This is a genomic window from Salinibacterium sp. NG22 (genome assembly GCF_015864925.1).
Classification (GTDB): domain Bacteria; phylum Actinomycetota; class Actinomycetes; order Actinomycetales; family Microbacteriaceae; genus Rhodoglobus.
On sequence record NZ_JADYWG010000001.1, the window covers coordinates 988,850 to 1,002,611 of the forward strand.

General features: G+C 61.0%; 13 protein-coding genes. 6 read left to right on the top strand and 7 right to left on the bottom strand.

Translation table 11 applies throughout. The annotated features are described in order from the left end of the window. Nucleotides 1-226: 226 nt before the first annotated feature. Nucleotides 227-1,525, top strand: coding sequence for a hypothetical protein (locus I6E81_RS04810; RefSeq protein ID WP_197106234.1), 1,299 nt, complete (start codon nt 227-229; stop codon nt 1,523-1,525). Between the two features lie 78 nt (nt 1,526-1,603). Here the strand turns inward: I6E81_RS04810 and I6E81_RS04815 are convergent, their stop codons facing one another. Next, nucleotides 1,604-1,885 carry an iron-sulfur cluster assembly accessory protein gene (locus I6E81_RS04815; RefSeq protein ID WP_197106235.1) on the bottom strand — a complete coding sequence of 94 codons (282 nt, stop codon included), beginning with the start codon at nt 1,883-1,885 and terminating at the stop codon, nt 1,604-1,606. Between the two features lie 201 nt (nt 1,886-2,086). On the opposite strand from I6E81_RS04815, the gene nhaA reads away from it, so the two are divergent. Together nhaA and pdxH are read left to right on the top strand one after the other, a co-directional pair. Beyond that, complete coding sequence (gene nhaA, locus I6E81_RS04820; protein ID WP_307783814.1) at nt 2,087-3,394, top strand: Na+/H+ antiporter NhaA; 1,308 nt, start codon at nt 2,087-2,089, stop codon at nt 3,392-3,394. A 37-nt stretch (nt 3,395-3,431) separates the two neighbouring features. Next, complete coding sequence (pdxH, locus tag I6E81_RS04825) at nt 3,432-4,073, top strand: pyridoxamine 5'-phosphate oxidase (protein WP_197106236.1); 642 nt, start codon at nt 3,432-3,434, stop codon at nt 4,071-4,073. Between the two features lie 167 nt (nt 4,074-4,240). On the opposite strand, the gene I6E81_RS04830 is transcribed toward pdxH, so the two are convergent. Beyond that, on the bottom strand, nt 4,241-5,458 hold the full coding sequence (locus I6E81_RS04830) for an ammonium transporter (RefSeq protein WP_197106237.1): 1,218 nt from the start codon (nt 5,456-5,458) through the stop codon (nt 4,241-4,243). A 224-nt stretch (nt 5,459-5,682) separates the two neighbouring features. Continuing rightward, nucleotides 5,683-6,579 carry an SDR family oxidoreductase gene (locus I6E81_RS04835; protein WP_197106238.1) on the bottom strand — a complete coding sequence of 299 codons (897 nt, stop codon included), beginning with the start codon at nt 6,577-6,579 and terminating at the stop codon, nt 5,683-5,685. 135 nt (nt 6,580-6,714) lie between these two features. On the opposite strand from I6E81_RS04835, the gene I6E81_RS04840 reads away from it, so the two are divergent. The 3 genes from I6E81_RS04840 (at nt 6,715) to I6E81_RS04850 (ending at nt 9,099) form a co-directional block, all read left to right on the top strand. After that, entirely contained in the window at nt 6,715-7,011 is a 297-nt protein-coding gene (locus I6E81_RS04840) for a hypothetical protein (RefSeq protein ID WP_197106239.1), read from the top strand. A gap of 85 nt (nt 7,012-7,096) precedes the next feature. Continuing rightward, entirely contained in the window at nt 7,097-7,795 is a 699-nt protein-coding gene (locus tag I6E81_RS04845) for an ABC transporter ATP-binding protein (protein ID WP_197106240.1), read from the top strand. Beyond that, nucleotides 7,792-9,099, top strand: a complete 1,308-nt coding sequence (locus I6E81_RS04850) for an ABC transporter permease (protein WP_197106241.1) — start codon at nt 7,792-7,794, stop codon at nt 9,097-9,099. The genes I6E81_RS04845 and I6E81_RS04850 overlap by 4 nt, the downstream gene beginning before the upstream one ends. Here the strand turns inward: I6E81_RS04850 and I6E81_RS04855 are convergent. From I6E81_RS04855 to I6E81_RS04870, 4 genes are all read right to left on the bottom strand, one after another. Further along, nucleotides 9,062-9,481, bottom strand: coding sequence for a hypothetical protein (locus tag I6E81_RS04855; RefSeq protein WP_197106242.1), 420 nt, complete (start codon nt 9,479-9,481; stop codon nt 9,062-9,064). The two genes, I6E81_RS04850 and I6E81_RS04855, sit on opposite strands and share 38 nt — an antisense overlap. 93 nt (nt 9,482-9,574) lie before the next feature. Then, on the bottom strand, nt 9,575-10,246 hold the full coding sequence (locus tag I6E81_RS04860; protein ID WP_197106243.1) for a hypothetical protein: 672 nt from the start codon (nt 10,244-10,246) through the stop codon (nt 9,575-9,577). 56 nt (nt 10,247-10,302) lie between these two features. Continuing rightward, nucleotides 10,303-10,770, bottom strand: coding sequence for a plastocyanin/azurin family copper-binding protein (locus I6E81_RS04865; RefSeq protein WP_197106244.1), 468 nt, complete (start codon nt 10,768-10,770; stop codon nt 10,303-10,305). Nucleotides 10,771-11,011: 241 nt separating this feature from the next. Next, complete coding sequence (locus I6E81_RS04870; RefSeq protein WP_197106245.1) at nt 11,012-13,669, bottom strand: HAD-IC family P-type ATPase; 2,658 nt, start codon at nt 13,667-13,669, stop codon at nt 11,012-11,014. Nucleotides 13,670-13,762 lie beyond the last annotated feature (93 nt).

The following is a 13,762-nucleotide window of genomic DNA, read 5'->3' on the forward strand; positions in this document are numbered from 1 at the left end:
TGTTACTTGAACGTGGGCGTGAGCGTGCTCGTTTTCGCCGTCGGCAACGTCATGGTCGCCCGAATCTGGGTCGACCGTGAAATCATCGGAAACTCTATCTGCACGCCACACACCGCCACCTTAAGCGAGTTACCTCCAGAAAGCGTGCAACAACCACGAGTTTCGCCAGACTCACCCGGTAGCCCCACCCCCAGTTCTCGCGACAAACCGCCCTAGAATACGGTGCATGGTGCCTCATGCCCTGCCCCTCCTCGTCGCCACCGACACCGCCGAACTCCTGCGCGGCACCACGATCGCCGTCGCCACGGTCGTCGTGCTCGTGCTGGCGATCGGAGTTATCGCTTTCGTCGTCTTGTTTCGTCGCGGAGGCGACCGCGGCATCCGGGGAACGTCGTCGCAGTCGGCCTTGGAATCTCGCGCGGCCAGTCTGTTAGTGACGCTGGATGATCGGGTGCGCGAGGCCGACTACGAACTCGGTTTTGCGGTGGCCCAGTTCGGCGCCGCAGCCTCCCGCGACTTTGCGAGTGCTCTTGCCGAAGCGCGCGGCCAGCTCACAGAAGCCTTTCGACTCGGCCAGCAGCGTGACGACGTCTCCGCGACGGCCGACCATGTGCGCCGCCGCATCACCTTGCAGATGACAGCCCTGTGCGAACAGGCACTCGCGAAGCTCGATCGCTTCGATACCGCCTTCACTGAGCGGCGTCGGAGCGAGGTAGGCGCAGCGGAAACAGCACAGCAATTGCGAGCCCGATTGACGGCTGTGCGGTTGCGGCAGACCACGGCGCAGGACACAGTCGCGGAGCTCGCAACCACCTACGTTGAGTCAGCGGTGAAAGCTGCACGTCACCACCTCGATACAGCGAGCACCACCCTCGATGAGAGCGAGACAGCACTGGATGCCGCAGCGCCCGGCATCAGCCCCACCGGCGTTAATGCGGTCACCGACACCCTTCGCGCCGCCGCCACTGCTCTTCATCGCGCCGATCGCGCCGTGTCTGCTGCCGAGAGCGCCGTCAACGAACTAGCCCAAGCCGACGCTGCGGTGACTCGGATGCGCGCGGACAGCGCGAGCGACCTGCTCGAAGCGCGGGTGGCACGAGAAACTGCTCCCGATCCGACGAGTGGAGCGCGCATTGTGACTGCAATCGCTGCCAACAAAAGAGCGCTCGAGCAGACGGCGCCGGCATCCGGAGTTCTTCATGATCCGTTTGAGCAGTTGGCCCTGCTCGGGGATGCTGCTGCTGAGCTGGATACGGCTCTTGCGACGGCGCGTAACCAGCAACAGCGGTTTGAACACGCACGCGCTGCCTACCAAGGGACTCTGGTGGCGGCACGGAGTCAGATCTCCGTCGTGCACGAGCTTGTGGGACGCAGCGGCGCAAGTGCGCGCGCCCGCACTCGACTAGCAGAGGCGGAGCGCCAGCTAATGATCGCTGAAGCTGAGACTGATCCGGTTGAAGCATTGGATGCTATTCGCCGGTCAGTTACTCATGCTCGAGATGCTGACGCTCTCGCCCGCTACTAGGTACAGAATTCAATCGACCGCGCGCCGACGAATTCTGGTCTAGCTACAATCTGGTCTAGCTACAAAAGTAGTAACTAGTTAAGCGTTGTCGACGATGGCGAAGTTCACTGCGCCGTTCTCGCCCACGCTGGCATCGAGCGTCTTGTCGCTCAATGCGACCGAGGCGTTCTCTTCAAGAAAAACGCGGGCGCCGTCAGCTTCGACGACAGAGTCGCCAGCCTCGGGTGCCGCAACGACGGCAACGGTGAGGTTAGGGGCACCAGGTTCCCCGTTGATGCGGAGGCCCGAGGCTTCCGTATTGGGGTCCTGCTCGACGATCGTCTTGACGACCGTGGTGGCTGTTTCGGTGAGGGTGAGCATATGTTCGTCCTTCCAGGTTCAGCGAGATGAAACCCCCACGCTTCCTTAGTGAGTGGCTGTCAGCAAGCCTGAGGCGTGATTCTGAGACAACTCCCATGGTCAGTGGAGCGCATGGACAGGCCCGCGGCCTTTCCGTGCACTCCCTCAGGCGCACAACCGGTAGAATTGCGAGCGGAGTGCCGGGAAGTCTGGTCGGCGATTGTGTCGGCGACCCCGCTGACGAACCTCAACGTCTGGAATTTTGTGACCACATCCGTCAAGAAACTGAGCCCCCGCAAGCGAGTACGCCGGTGGGTCACCATGGAGACCACCAGCGGTGTGCTGCTGATGGTAGCCGCAGCGATCGCCCTCATCTGGGCCAATTCGCCGTGGCGCGACGGCTATGCAGCTCTTGCCGAGACCACCATCGGCCCTGAGGCTCTTCACCTGAATCTCTCGCTGGCCACTTGGGCGGCAGACGGCCTACTCGCGATCTTCTTCTTCGTGGTTGGCGTCGAGCTTAAGCAGGAGCTTGTTGCTGGCAGCCTGCGCAAACCGCGCGAAGCCGCCGTTCCTGTCTTTGCTGCAATCGGCGGGATGCTCTTTCCCGCGCTACTCTTCACGCTGATCATCCTCGTTTCGGGTGACTCGACTGCGCTCGGAGGCTGGGCGATTCCCACCGCCACCGACATTGCGTTCGCCCTCGCAGTGCTCGCGATCTTCGGTCGCGGACTCCCCCGCGCCCTGCGCACCTTCCTGCTCACAATGGCTGTCGTCGACGACCTGCTCGCGATCATCATCATTGCCCTCTTCTACACAGAGAGCATCGACCTCCTCTCGCTGCTGTTCTCACTTATCGCGATCGTGCTCTTCGGCTTCGTGGTTCGCTCACGCAAGCCTCGCTGGTGGCTGCTGGTTCCCCTTGCGCTCGTTGCCTGGGCATTCATGCACGATTCCGGAGTTCACGCGACTATCGCAGGCGTCGTTCTCGGCTTCACCGTTCCAGCGAAACTCATCCACGGAGAGAAAGACACTCGCACGCACGCGTTCGACGATGCGGTCCGCCCCACGTCATCCGGAATCGCGCTGCCCGTCTTCGCCTTCTTCGCCGCCGGAGTTTCCCTCGGTGGTGACGGTGAAAGCGTCAGCGACGTAATTGTGCAGCCCGTTGTCGCTGCCATCATCGTCGGGCTGGTGGTCGGAAAGATCATCGGAGTGCTCGGCACGACCGCTCTCATCACCAAGGTGACAAAGTTCCGTCTCGCCGACTCGATCGGGTTGCGAGACCTGTTGCCCATCGGATTCCTCACGGGAATCGGCTTCACTGTCTCCCTGCTCATCGCAGAGCTCTCCTTCCCCGACAGCGAACACACCACTGGTGCAAAACTTGCCATTCTCATCGGCACGGGACTCGCGGCGATCCTCGCCGCGATCAGCCTCCGCTGGGATTCTCGACTCGCTCGCAAGCGCGACATGAACGAGGACGGCATCCCCGACCGCAACAAGGCCCTCATCGAAGACGAGGACTAACCAGCGCGCACCGCGCGCGCTGTCGAAAGGATGCACCGTGTCCGACCCTTTGAGCACCCACACCGACTACGGCCAGCTGCCGCTCAATGATTCGGATGTGCTCGCTGACCCCATAGAGCAGTTCCGCCTCTGGCTAGCCAATGCCAGCGAAGCGAATGTCTACGAACCCAATGCGATGGTGCTGTCGACCGTTGACGCCGACGGCTCCCCCAGTAGCCGCACCGTGCTGCTGCGCGCCATCGACAACACCGGATTCGAGTTCTTTACGAACTACAGTTCCATCAAGGGCCGCGCGCTGCTGGCGAATCCCGCCACGGCGCTCGTCTTCCCCTGGTATTCGATCCACCGGCAAGTGCTCGTGCAAGGAACCGCTCGGCCTGTCGCTGCTGCCCTTTCTGACGCGTACTTCGCCACGCGACCGCGAGGTAGTCAGATCGCGGCGCACGCCAGCGAACAATCGCAACCCCTCGCATCCCGGGCCGTGCTTGAAGCCCGTGTGATCGAGCTCGAGGCTGAGTTCGAAGGCCGCGACGTGCCCCGACCGGATGATTGGGGTGGCTTTGTCGTTGAGCCCTCGACGATCGAGTTCTGGCAGGGCCGCAGCTCCCGCCTTCACGACCGCGTGCGCTTCACGCGTGCCGCCTCTGGCGAGTGGGAGCGGATGCGGTTGCAGCCGTAACCTGCCTCGACGACGCGCACGCCTACCTCCGTGCACGCGCACGCGCACGCGCACGACGAAACCCCGCTTCCCCTGGCATGGACCAGAGGGCGCGGGGTTTGTTCGTTAACCACCAAAAGAGGGACACAGTTGCGATAACAACTGTGCCCCTCCCGAGGTTGTGGGTTCTACTTAGCCGATACAGTTTCCTGCGTCGACAGTGCATAACCCGACTCGCCGTGGACGGCGAGGTCGATACCAGCAATTTCTTCTTCCGAAGTAACGCGGAATCCGATGGTCTTCTGAATCGCGGTTCCGATCAACCAGGACATTACGAAGGAGAAGATTGCTACGGCGAGCACGCTGATCGTCTGAACGGCGAGCTGTCCTGCATCTCCACCAGTGAAGAGTCCGGTGTCGGTGGCGAAGAAGCCAAGGTAGATGGTTCCGATGACGCCGGCGACGAGGTGGAGTCCCACTACGTCGAGCGAGTCATCGAAGCCGAGGTTGTACTTGAGCTCGATAGCGAGAGCACACACGGCACCGGCGACAAGACCGAGAACCAAGGCCCAACCCGGCGTCAGGTTTGCACAAGCGGGGGTGATGGCAACGAGACCAGCAACAACACCCGATACGGCGCCAACTGCGGTGGCCTTACCGGTGCGGAGCTTCTCAACAACGATCCAACCGAGGATTGCTGCGGCAGGAGCGGCGAGCGTGTTGAACACGATCAGGCCGGCCTCGTCTGGATCGCTAGACGCACCAGCGTTGAATCCGAACCAACCGAACCAGAGCAGTGCTGCACCGATAAGGACGAGAGGAACGTTGTGAGGCTGGGTGATGTTCTTGTTGAAACCAACACGCTTGCCGAGTACCAGGGCGAGTCCGAGAGCAGCTGCACCAGCGTTGATGTGAACGGCGGTACCACCGGCGTAGTCGATAACTGCAGGAAGGCCACCGAGGCTATCTCCGAGGTTCTGGATCCAGCCACCGCCCCATACCCATGCAGCAACGGGGAAGTAAACGAGCGTTGCCCACACACCGGTGTAGATCATCCAGGGTCCGAAGCGAGCACGGTCTGCGATGGCACCGGAGATAAGTGCGGTGGTGATGATGGCGAAGGTGCCACCGAATGCAACAACGAGGAGGTCAGAGCCGGCGACGCCTTCTTGACCGAAGTTGCTGAACGGGTTGCCGGCGAACGACCAGACCGATCCGTCGATCGAGCTCATGTTTGCACCGATGAGGATCCAGAGAACGGCAACAAGGCCGAGCGATCCGAAGCTCATCATCATCATGCTGACTACTGACTTCTCTTTTACGAGTCCACCGTAAAAGAATGCCAAACCGGGGGTCATGAGCAGCACTAATGCAGTGCTAATGAGTACCCATACGACTGTATCCATCTCAACCTCTTTCGCTTTGTGCGCCCTGTGCACACGGATGCTTTTGCGGATTGTCAGTGAGTGTCGGGTTATTCCACTCCCACTGACCCGCACGACAAAGCATCCCGTCTTAGCGTTTCGTTAGACCCTCAGTTATGTTTCGGGAACGTTAAACGTGACCGTTGGGTGTTACGTAAAGGTTTCAAGAAGCCAAACGTATTCGGTGAATCCAGCCGCGCACGTGGCTAAGGCGTCGGAATTCCACCATTCGCGTTGAGGGTTTCGCCGATGACATAGCTCGATTCAGCCGATGCTAGGAACACGTACGCCGGCGCCATTTCAGCGGGCTGACCGACTCTCCCCAGAGGGGTGTCGTGCCCGAAGCTGGCGATTTTCTCCTGAGGCTGTCCATCTGACACCTGCAACGGTGTCCAGACTGGCCCCGGAGCAACGGCGTTGACTCGAATACCGCGTTCAGCCAGCTGAGCCGCTGTTGCCTTCGTGAACGAATTGATCGCGGCCTTCGTCGAGGCGTAATCGACAAGCACCGGTGATGGCTTGTAGGCCTGAACGGAAGTGGTGTTGATAATTGTGGAGCCCGCCGGCAAATGTTCGAGTGCGGCCTTGGTGATCCAGAACATTGCATAGACATTTGTCTTGAACGTCTGATCGAATGCCTCGTCGGTGAGATCTTCGAGCTTGGTGCAAAAGACCTGTTTTCCCGCATTGTTCACGAGAGTATCGAGGCCGCCCAGTTTTTCAGCGGCGTCTGCGACGAGGGTGCGGCAAGCTTCTGCGTTCGAAATATCGCCAGGGAAGAGGTGTGCCTGCTGACCGGCATCCCGAATGAGCGCTGCAATGCGCTCGGCATCGCTCTGTTCGCTCGGGAGATAGGAGAGGGCAATATCGGCGCCTTCGCGCGCGAACGCAATTGCGACAGCGCCCCCAATACCCGAGTCGGCACCCGTAATAAGTGCCCGGCGGCCCGAAAGGCGGCCGCTGCCACGATAACTGTCTTCGCCAAGGTCAGCGAGCGGCTTCAACTCTGAGTCAAGACCGGGTTCCGGCTGATGCTGCTTCGGAGGCGAAACCTTCTCGAAGCGAGTGGTTGGATCAACGAAGGTGTATTGGTCGTGTGCCATGGTCTCCCTTTTCTCACAAGTGGCTAGCGCGGTGGCGCCACTCTCACTGTAGAAAAGAATTACTCAGCATCCCCTCAATTCCATCGAACCATGATGCTTTTCCCAGCGAGCACAGAGAGAACGTAGAGTTGGCGGATGCACGACGACGCGCCAGCAGGCATGCCCGACAACGCCATTCCCCCAGCGAAGCCCTCCCTTGTGAAGGCACGCATCCGCCAACTCACCACTCCGTGGTGGCGACTGGTGTGGCTCATCGGCGGGCTCATCTGGGCCGTGGTGTTCAACGTCATCTATGTAAACACTGGCGGAGATCAAGAATGGTGGGGCGTCGCATCCGTGGTGCCCATTGCCCTGCTGCTTGTCGACGTGTTGCGCATCGAACGCCTCGAGCGTGCTGCTGAGCAGAAACGCCAAGCAGCGCTCAAGAAGTAGACCGCAGAAGATACTTCTCTCGCCGTAGGCCAGTGACTCCCCTCGGCTGACTCGCTCAGCGCTGAAGTCAGCGAGACTGGGGCGTATGACTACCCCCATCATCCGAGTCAAGGATGTCCACAAGTCCTACGGCAAAGGCCCTAACCGCTTTGACGCGCTCAAAGGTGTCACCTTCGACATCAACGAGGGCGAGAGCGTCGCGATCATCGGCAAGAGCGGCTCGGGAAAGTCGACCCTCATGCACGTGCTTGCGCTTCTTGATGCCCCGACCGCCGGAACGGTTGAGCTCGAAGGGATCGACACCAGCACGTTGAAGGGCAAAAAGCTCAATCGTGCGCGCAACAAGACGTTCGGGTTTGTGTTCCAACAGTTCTTTCTCACTGCCAACATCTCCGTTCTGGAGAACGTTATGCTCCCGATGAAGATTGCCGGGGTGCGTCGCAGCGAGCGGAAGGCACGCGCGCACGCCGCTCTTGAGCAATTGGAAATGGATGACAAAGCGTCGAACAAGGCCGTCAACCTGTCGGGCGGTCAGAAGCAGCGTTCGGTGATCGCCCGCGCGCTCGTCAACAACCCGCGCATCATTTTCGCGGATGAACCCACCGGAAACTTGGACACCGCGACGGGAGGCAATGTCGAGGACATTCTCTTCGCACTCAACCGCGATAAGGGCATCACCCTGATTGTCGTCACCCATGACGATGAGTTGGCTGCCCGCTGTGATCGCCGCATTTATATTCGCGACGGACTCCTCGTGAACGACACCACGGAGGTGGCCGCATGAACGCCCTCGACCTGATCGGCACCGCCGCATCCAATACGTTCCGCTCGAAGACCCGCACCGTTCTGACGATCCTCGCGATCTTCGTTGGTGCTTTCACGCTCACGATCACCAATGGCCTCGGCACTGGCATCAATCGCTACATCGATGACACGGTGACCTCGATCGGCGCGGAAGATGTTATGACCGTGTCAGTGAGCCAAGACGCCAACGCCGGCTTCGCCGACAGCTCTGGGCCCGCCGAATACGACCCCGATGCGATTGCCAGCGATGGCTTCAACCGCCCCGGCTCCACCGTGGTGGCCCTCACCCCCGACGATCTAGAGACGCTCGCTAGCATTGACGGCGTGCTCGATGTTGAGGCAACCAAGTCAATTTCTCCTGACTGGATCCAGTCAGGCGACGGCCCCCAGTACCTGACCTCCGTGGGCGGACTCGTTGATGGCCAGACCGTGCAGCTTGCAGCCGGCACAGCTCCCTCCGCCGATTCGGATGCCTTCGAACTGAATGTGCCAATCTCTTATGTGGAATCGCTCGGCTTCGCTGACGCGGATGCCGCGGTGGGCCAGACCCTGACGATCGCGATCACTGACGCGGAACGCACCCAGCATCTCGTCGACGCGACCATCGTGGGCGTCGCCGAAGAAAGCATCGCCGCCACTGGTGCCGGTGGACTGGTCGTGAACGATGCGCTGACTGACGAGCTGTACTCGACGCAGAACATCGGAATCGCTCTCGATGAGCAAGAGCGCTACGCCCAGGCGAGCATCCGCTTCGATGCTGCCGCGACGGATGCCGATGTCACAGCCCTCAAGGAACGCCTCACCGATGCCGGTTACACCGGCACGACCGTGGCCGACCAGCTCGGAACGTTCAAAACCATCATCGACGCCATCGTGCTCGTGCTGAACGCCTTCGCCATCATCGCCCTGCTGGCAGCAAGCTTCGGCATCGTGAATACCCTCTTCATGTCGGTGCAGGAACGCACCCGCGAAATCGGCCTCATGAAAGCCATGGGAATGGGCGGCGGCAAGATCTTCGGACTTTTCAGCCTCGAAGCTGTCATCATCGGCTTCCTCGGGAGCGCGATCGGTGTCGGCATCGGGATGCTCGTCGGAACAGGCATCAGTTCGGTGCTCGCCGGGGCACTCCTCGCTGACCTCCCGGGGCTCACCTTGATTGCCTTCGACCCACTATCGGTCACCGTGATCATCCTGGTCGTCATGGCCATCGCGTTCCTCGCGGGCACCCTGCCCGCCGCCCGCGCTGCTAAGGCCGACCCGGTTGAGTCTTTGCGCTACGAGTAAGCAGCGCCACCGCGACGCCGCCGATTAGCGCGAAGCCCTGAGCGATGACTGCTATCACCTTGTCGGAATACCAGACAGGCTCGTAGATGACGGGAAGCCCAATTGCACTCAGGTCCAATGGAACATAAACGGATGCCACCAAGAGTGCAAGGCCGCCCGCCGCGATCACTGCCACGACCAGCCCGGTCCACCAGCGGTACACCGCCAGGACCAGAACGGCCGCGAGGATATTCATCACGCTCTGGATGCGGAACAACGCGCCCTGACTGACGAGCGAGCCGACAATGGCATCGAACGGAGTCGCGAGAACAAAGTGCACGTAGGCGTTAACCAGCAACGCGAGTGCAATCCAAATCCGTGCCGCAATACTGAAAATCTTCATGTACTTGCCCTTTCTCTCAACAACTTCCCGGAAACAATGAAACCGGCGGGGAGCGATTCGATCGCTCCCCGCCGGCTCACTCGTGAATTGGTTTTACTGAATACCCTTGTTGGCTGCAATTCCGCCAGCGAGAGCTGTTGCCGTCATCGGCATGTGTCCAGCAGCTTCCTTCAGCAGCGCGAAGTAGGCAGGGTCACCGGCGATGTTGGCGTCGATCGCTGCAATGAGCGATGAAGCGTGCGTCTCAAGGCCGGCCTGTACATCTTCAGCCGAGAGCTCAGGAACAACCGAATTCATCAGCTGGCCGAACGACACTGCGTAGCCGCCGAGATCTGACATTGCCTGGTCGATGCCAGCCTGGTCATCCGTGGCCTTCGCGACTGCATAGTTCACGAAGAACGGGATGTGCGAGCGCCAGGAATCGAGGAACGGCTGCTCGGCATCGGGGTAGGCCGAGCCCACGAGGGCTGCAATCTCGACCGAGTTGGTGTCGAGCGTTTCGACTGCTCCGGCAACATCAGCCGTCGTAAGGTCGCCACCATCGGCGAGCGCCTGGTCGATGGCTGCACCGGCAAGGTAGACGTGGTCAGCGAGCAGTGCCGTTAGCGATGCACGCAGCGCGGAACCGTCGCTGTTTACTGTGTCGACGACCATCGAAGAGTTGCTCTCATCAGTGGTGGCCGGAGCCTCTGTAGCTGCCGAGCAGCCCGAGAGGGTGAGTGCCGCTGCGAGTCCGAGACCGGTGATTGCTGTGAATTTACGCATTGCTTCTTCTCCTTGTTGATGTTTTTTGTTGGTGGTGCGTTGTGTCGTGCGGGTTCTTACGGTTCGACCGTGACGGTTGCGTTCATGGTCAAGTGCGGTTGGCAGTAGTACGAGTACTCGCCGGGTTCGTCGAAGGTGTAGGAGAACGTGTCGCCCTCCTGGCCCTTCGGAGCTAGGTCGTGGTCGAAGAGGCCGTCTGGTGTTTGCGTCCCGCGGAGACCAGTTGACTCGTTGACGTCACCCCAAGCTCCGGAGGTGACGGTGTGACCGATCGTCTCGCCGTTCTGCCACGTAACCGTTGTGCCGACCTTGACGGTGAGATCCTTCGGCATGAACTTCAGGCCGATAGTCGTGACAACGTTTTCGTCGGTTTCGGCGGGCTGTTCGCTCCCGCTCGTCTCGGACGGCGTCGTTGCGGACGGTTGAGAACCTGCACATCCCGAAAGCGCAATGAGAAGTGCTGGCAAGAGGAGCGCACCTGCGAGGGTGGCTTTCGGTGCCCGAAGTGTTCTGGTGAGTGACATGTAGATGATTCGGCGCCCAACGCTAAATGGTTTGGTATCAATTTCTCGGGCGCAGAAAAAGCTTGGCAGGGAAGCGGAATAGGAATTCTGAACAGCCCCAGGCGAGCGGCTCCCGGAAGGAGGTCAGCGAAGCCGCTGTGCTTGCTGTCGGGTATTTACGCAGAATCCCGAGGGCTGCTCGGCCTTCCGTCTCTTGCTCTATCTGGAGAGGGGAAATCGATACTGGCCCCAGGCGTAGCGCTCACAATCGTGTTCGCCCCGCCAAAACCCGGCGCACAAGCTTTTCGACCTCGATGAAGATCAGCACGGTCGACGCGGCGGCTGCGCACCCCATCCACTCCCCGAGCGTGAGCGGCACGAGTTGCAGCACGCTGGCGCTGACCGGCCACGACATCACAAGCCACTGCAGCCCAAGCGAGCCGAGGGCGGTCGCAACAAGGAACGGGTTGCTGAACGGACTGATCGTGAAGAGCGAGCGTCGCTCGGTGCGCGCACTACCTGCTTGGAAGAAGCTCATCAGCACAAAGACCGTCATCGTGATCGTGCGCACGCGATCCAGTTCATAGCCAGCCGCGAGCGCCAGCTGGAACGTGATGATCAGCACGGTCGCCATCCAGCTCGACGACATCACGGTGCGCACCCACAACTCGCGCGACAGGATCCCCTCGTGCGCTGCCCGCGGCCTCCGCCGAAGCTCGTCCCCCTCGGCGGGCTCGAACGCGAGCGCAACATCTTGCAGGCCGCTCGTGACAACGTTGATCCACAACACCTGCACCGGGATAAGCAGCAGCGGCTGATCGAAAAAGAAGCTGATCGCGACGGCCAACATGATTCCGAAGCCAGTCGACAGCAGAAAGAACGTTGATTTGCGGATGGCCGAGAACACGATGCGACCCTGCCGAACTGCCTCGACAACGGTGGCAAAACGGTCATCGGTGAGCACGACATCCGCAGCTTCTCGCGCAACGTCAGTGCCCGCCTTGCCCATCGCAACACCGATAGCGGCCGCTTTCAGCGCGGGGGCGTCGTTCACGCCGTCCCCCGTGACTGCGACCGTTTCCCCCGTGGCTTGCAATGCCTGAACAACGCGGAGCTTGTCTGACGGTGAAACACGCGCGACCACGCCGGCGTGGGCTACCCGGTCAGCTAGCGCAGCATCGTCAAGCTCGTCGAGTTGAGCCCCCGTGATTACATCGTCACAGTCGGCGATTCCGAGTCGTCGTGCGATCGTAGTAGCCGTCAACGGGTGATCACCCGTCACCATGATGACGCGGATCCCCGCTCCAACACAGAGGGCAATCGACTCGAGGGCCTCCGCTCGCGGAGGGTCGGTGAGAGCAACAAGGCCGAGCAGTTGCAGCTTGCTGGGGTGCGGAAGTTCCGGACCCGTGAGCTCGTTGTGCTCCACACTTCGACAGGCGATTGCCAACACGCGGTAACCATCGCTGGCCAGCTGAGCCTGGGCGTCGTACACCCGCTGGCGTGCGGTCGCATCGAGGGAGCCTCCCCCGGCCTCCTCGCTACACATCGAGAGCACGAGCTCCGGCGCGCCCTTAACGTAAAGCATGAGTGCCGCATCCGTCTCCCGCTTGTCGTTACGGCGCAGCGATTGTGAATAACGGTTCTGTGGTTCGTACGGCAGCCGTGCCACTTGATCGGGCTCGTCATCGTCACTCGTAACACCAAGCGAGCGTGCGAGCACTGCAAGCGCAACATCGACGGCATCACCGATGAAACCGCCTTCGTCGTCATCGCGAGAGTGTGCCTCGTTCACGAGTGCACCCGCCATGATGAGATCGTGCAGCACCCCACTCGGCTCGTAACGCATGCCCTCAACCTCAATGACGCCGCGGTCTGGCACCCACACCCGCTCGACGGCGAGGCGGTTTTGGGTGAGCGTACCCGTCTTGTCGCTCGCAATCACCGTCGTCGAGCCGAGCGTTTCGGCGGCCGGCAGCGTGCGCACGATCGCGCCCTGGGTTGCCATCCGGCGCACTCCGAGTGCCAGCGCGACCGTCATCACGACGGGCAACGCCTCAGGGATGGTTGCTACCGCCATGGCGATCGCCGATAGCAAGACCGATTCGAGTTCTTCGCCGAGCAGCAGACCAGTCGCGATCACCGCGACGGCAACGACTGCCACGAAGACTCCAATGCGGTGTTCGAGACTGTTAATGCTCCGCTGGAGTGGCGTCTTCTCCGGGCTGGTTTGGATCAGTTCGTTTATCCGCCCCAGCTCCGTGTCTCGTCCCGTCGCGACGACCACACCACGAGCACGGCCAGACGTGACGAACGTACCGCTGTAGAGCATCCCGCGGCGGTCGGCCGTCGCCGCATGCACGGGAACCGCGTCAGGAGTTTTGTGAACCTGCTCCGACTCGCCCGTGAGCATCGATTCATCAACCTGAAGCGCGTGAGCATCGACAATTCTGACATCTGCGGTTACCTGCTCACCGCTCTCCAGCGTGACAACATCACCGGGAACGAGATCCACCGCTCGAAGACGGATGACGTGGCCGTCTCGCAGAGCGCGTGCCCGTGGAACAGCGAGCGAGGCGAGGGCTCGCATTTCTCGCTCGGCCCGGGACTCTTCCCAAAAACCAATCGAGGCATTCAGCACGAGCACAATGAGAATGGCGGTCGAGTCGACCCAATCTTGCTGCAGCAGCGTAATCGTCGCGGCCACCAACAGGATCGCGATCAGCGGCGAACGAAACTGTCGCAATGCCACCACTATGGCGGGCGTTGGCTTGCGCACTTCCAACCGATTCGGCCCATACTCGGCTTGCCGTTCGGCGGCCTCGGCGGCGCTCAGCCCCTGCGCGCTCGTCTTCAGTCGAACAAACGCCTCAGCAGAATCGAGCGCGTGCCACGGTTCCTCCGACACGCCTGTTGTCATAGCCCCACGCTACAACGGTGGCGTTGGTACGACTAGAGGTGTGCGTGCGAACGCGACAGTGCGCTGATGGGCAACGCCCCAAAGACCCTTCCG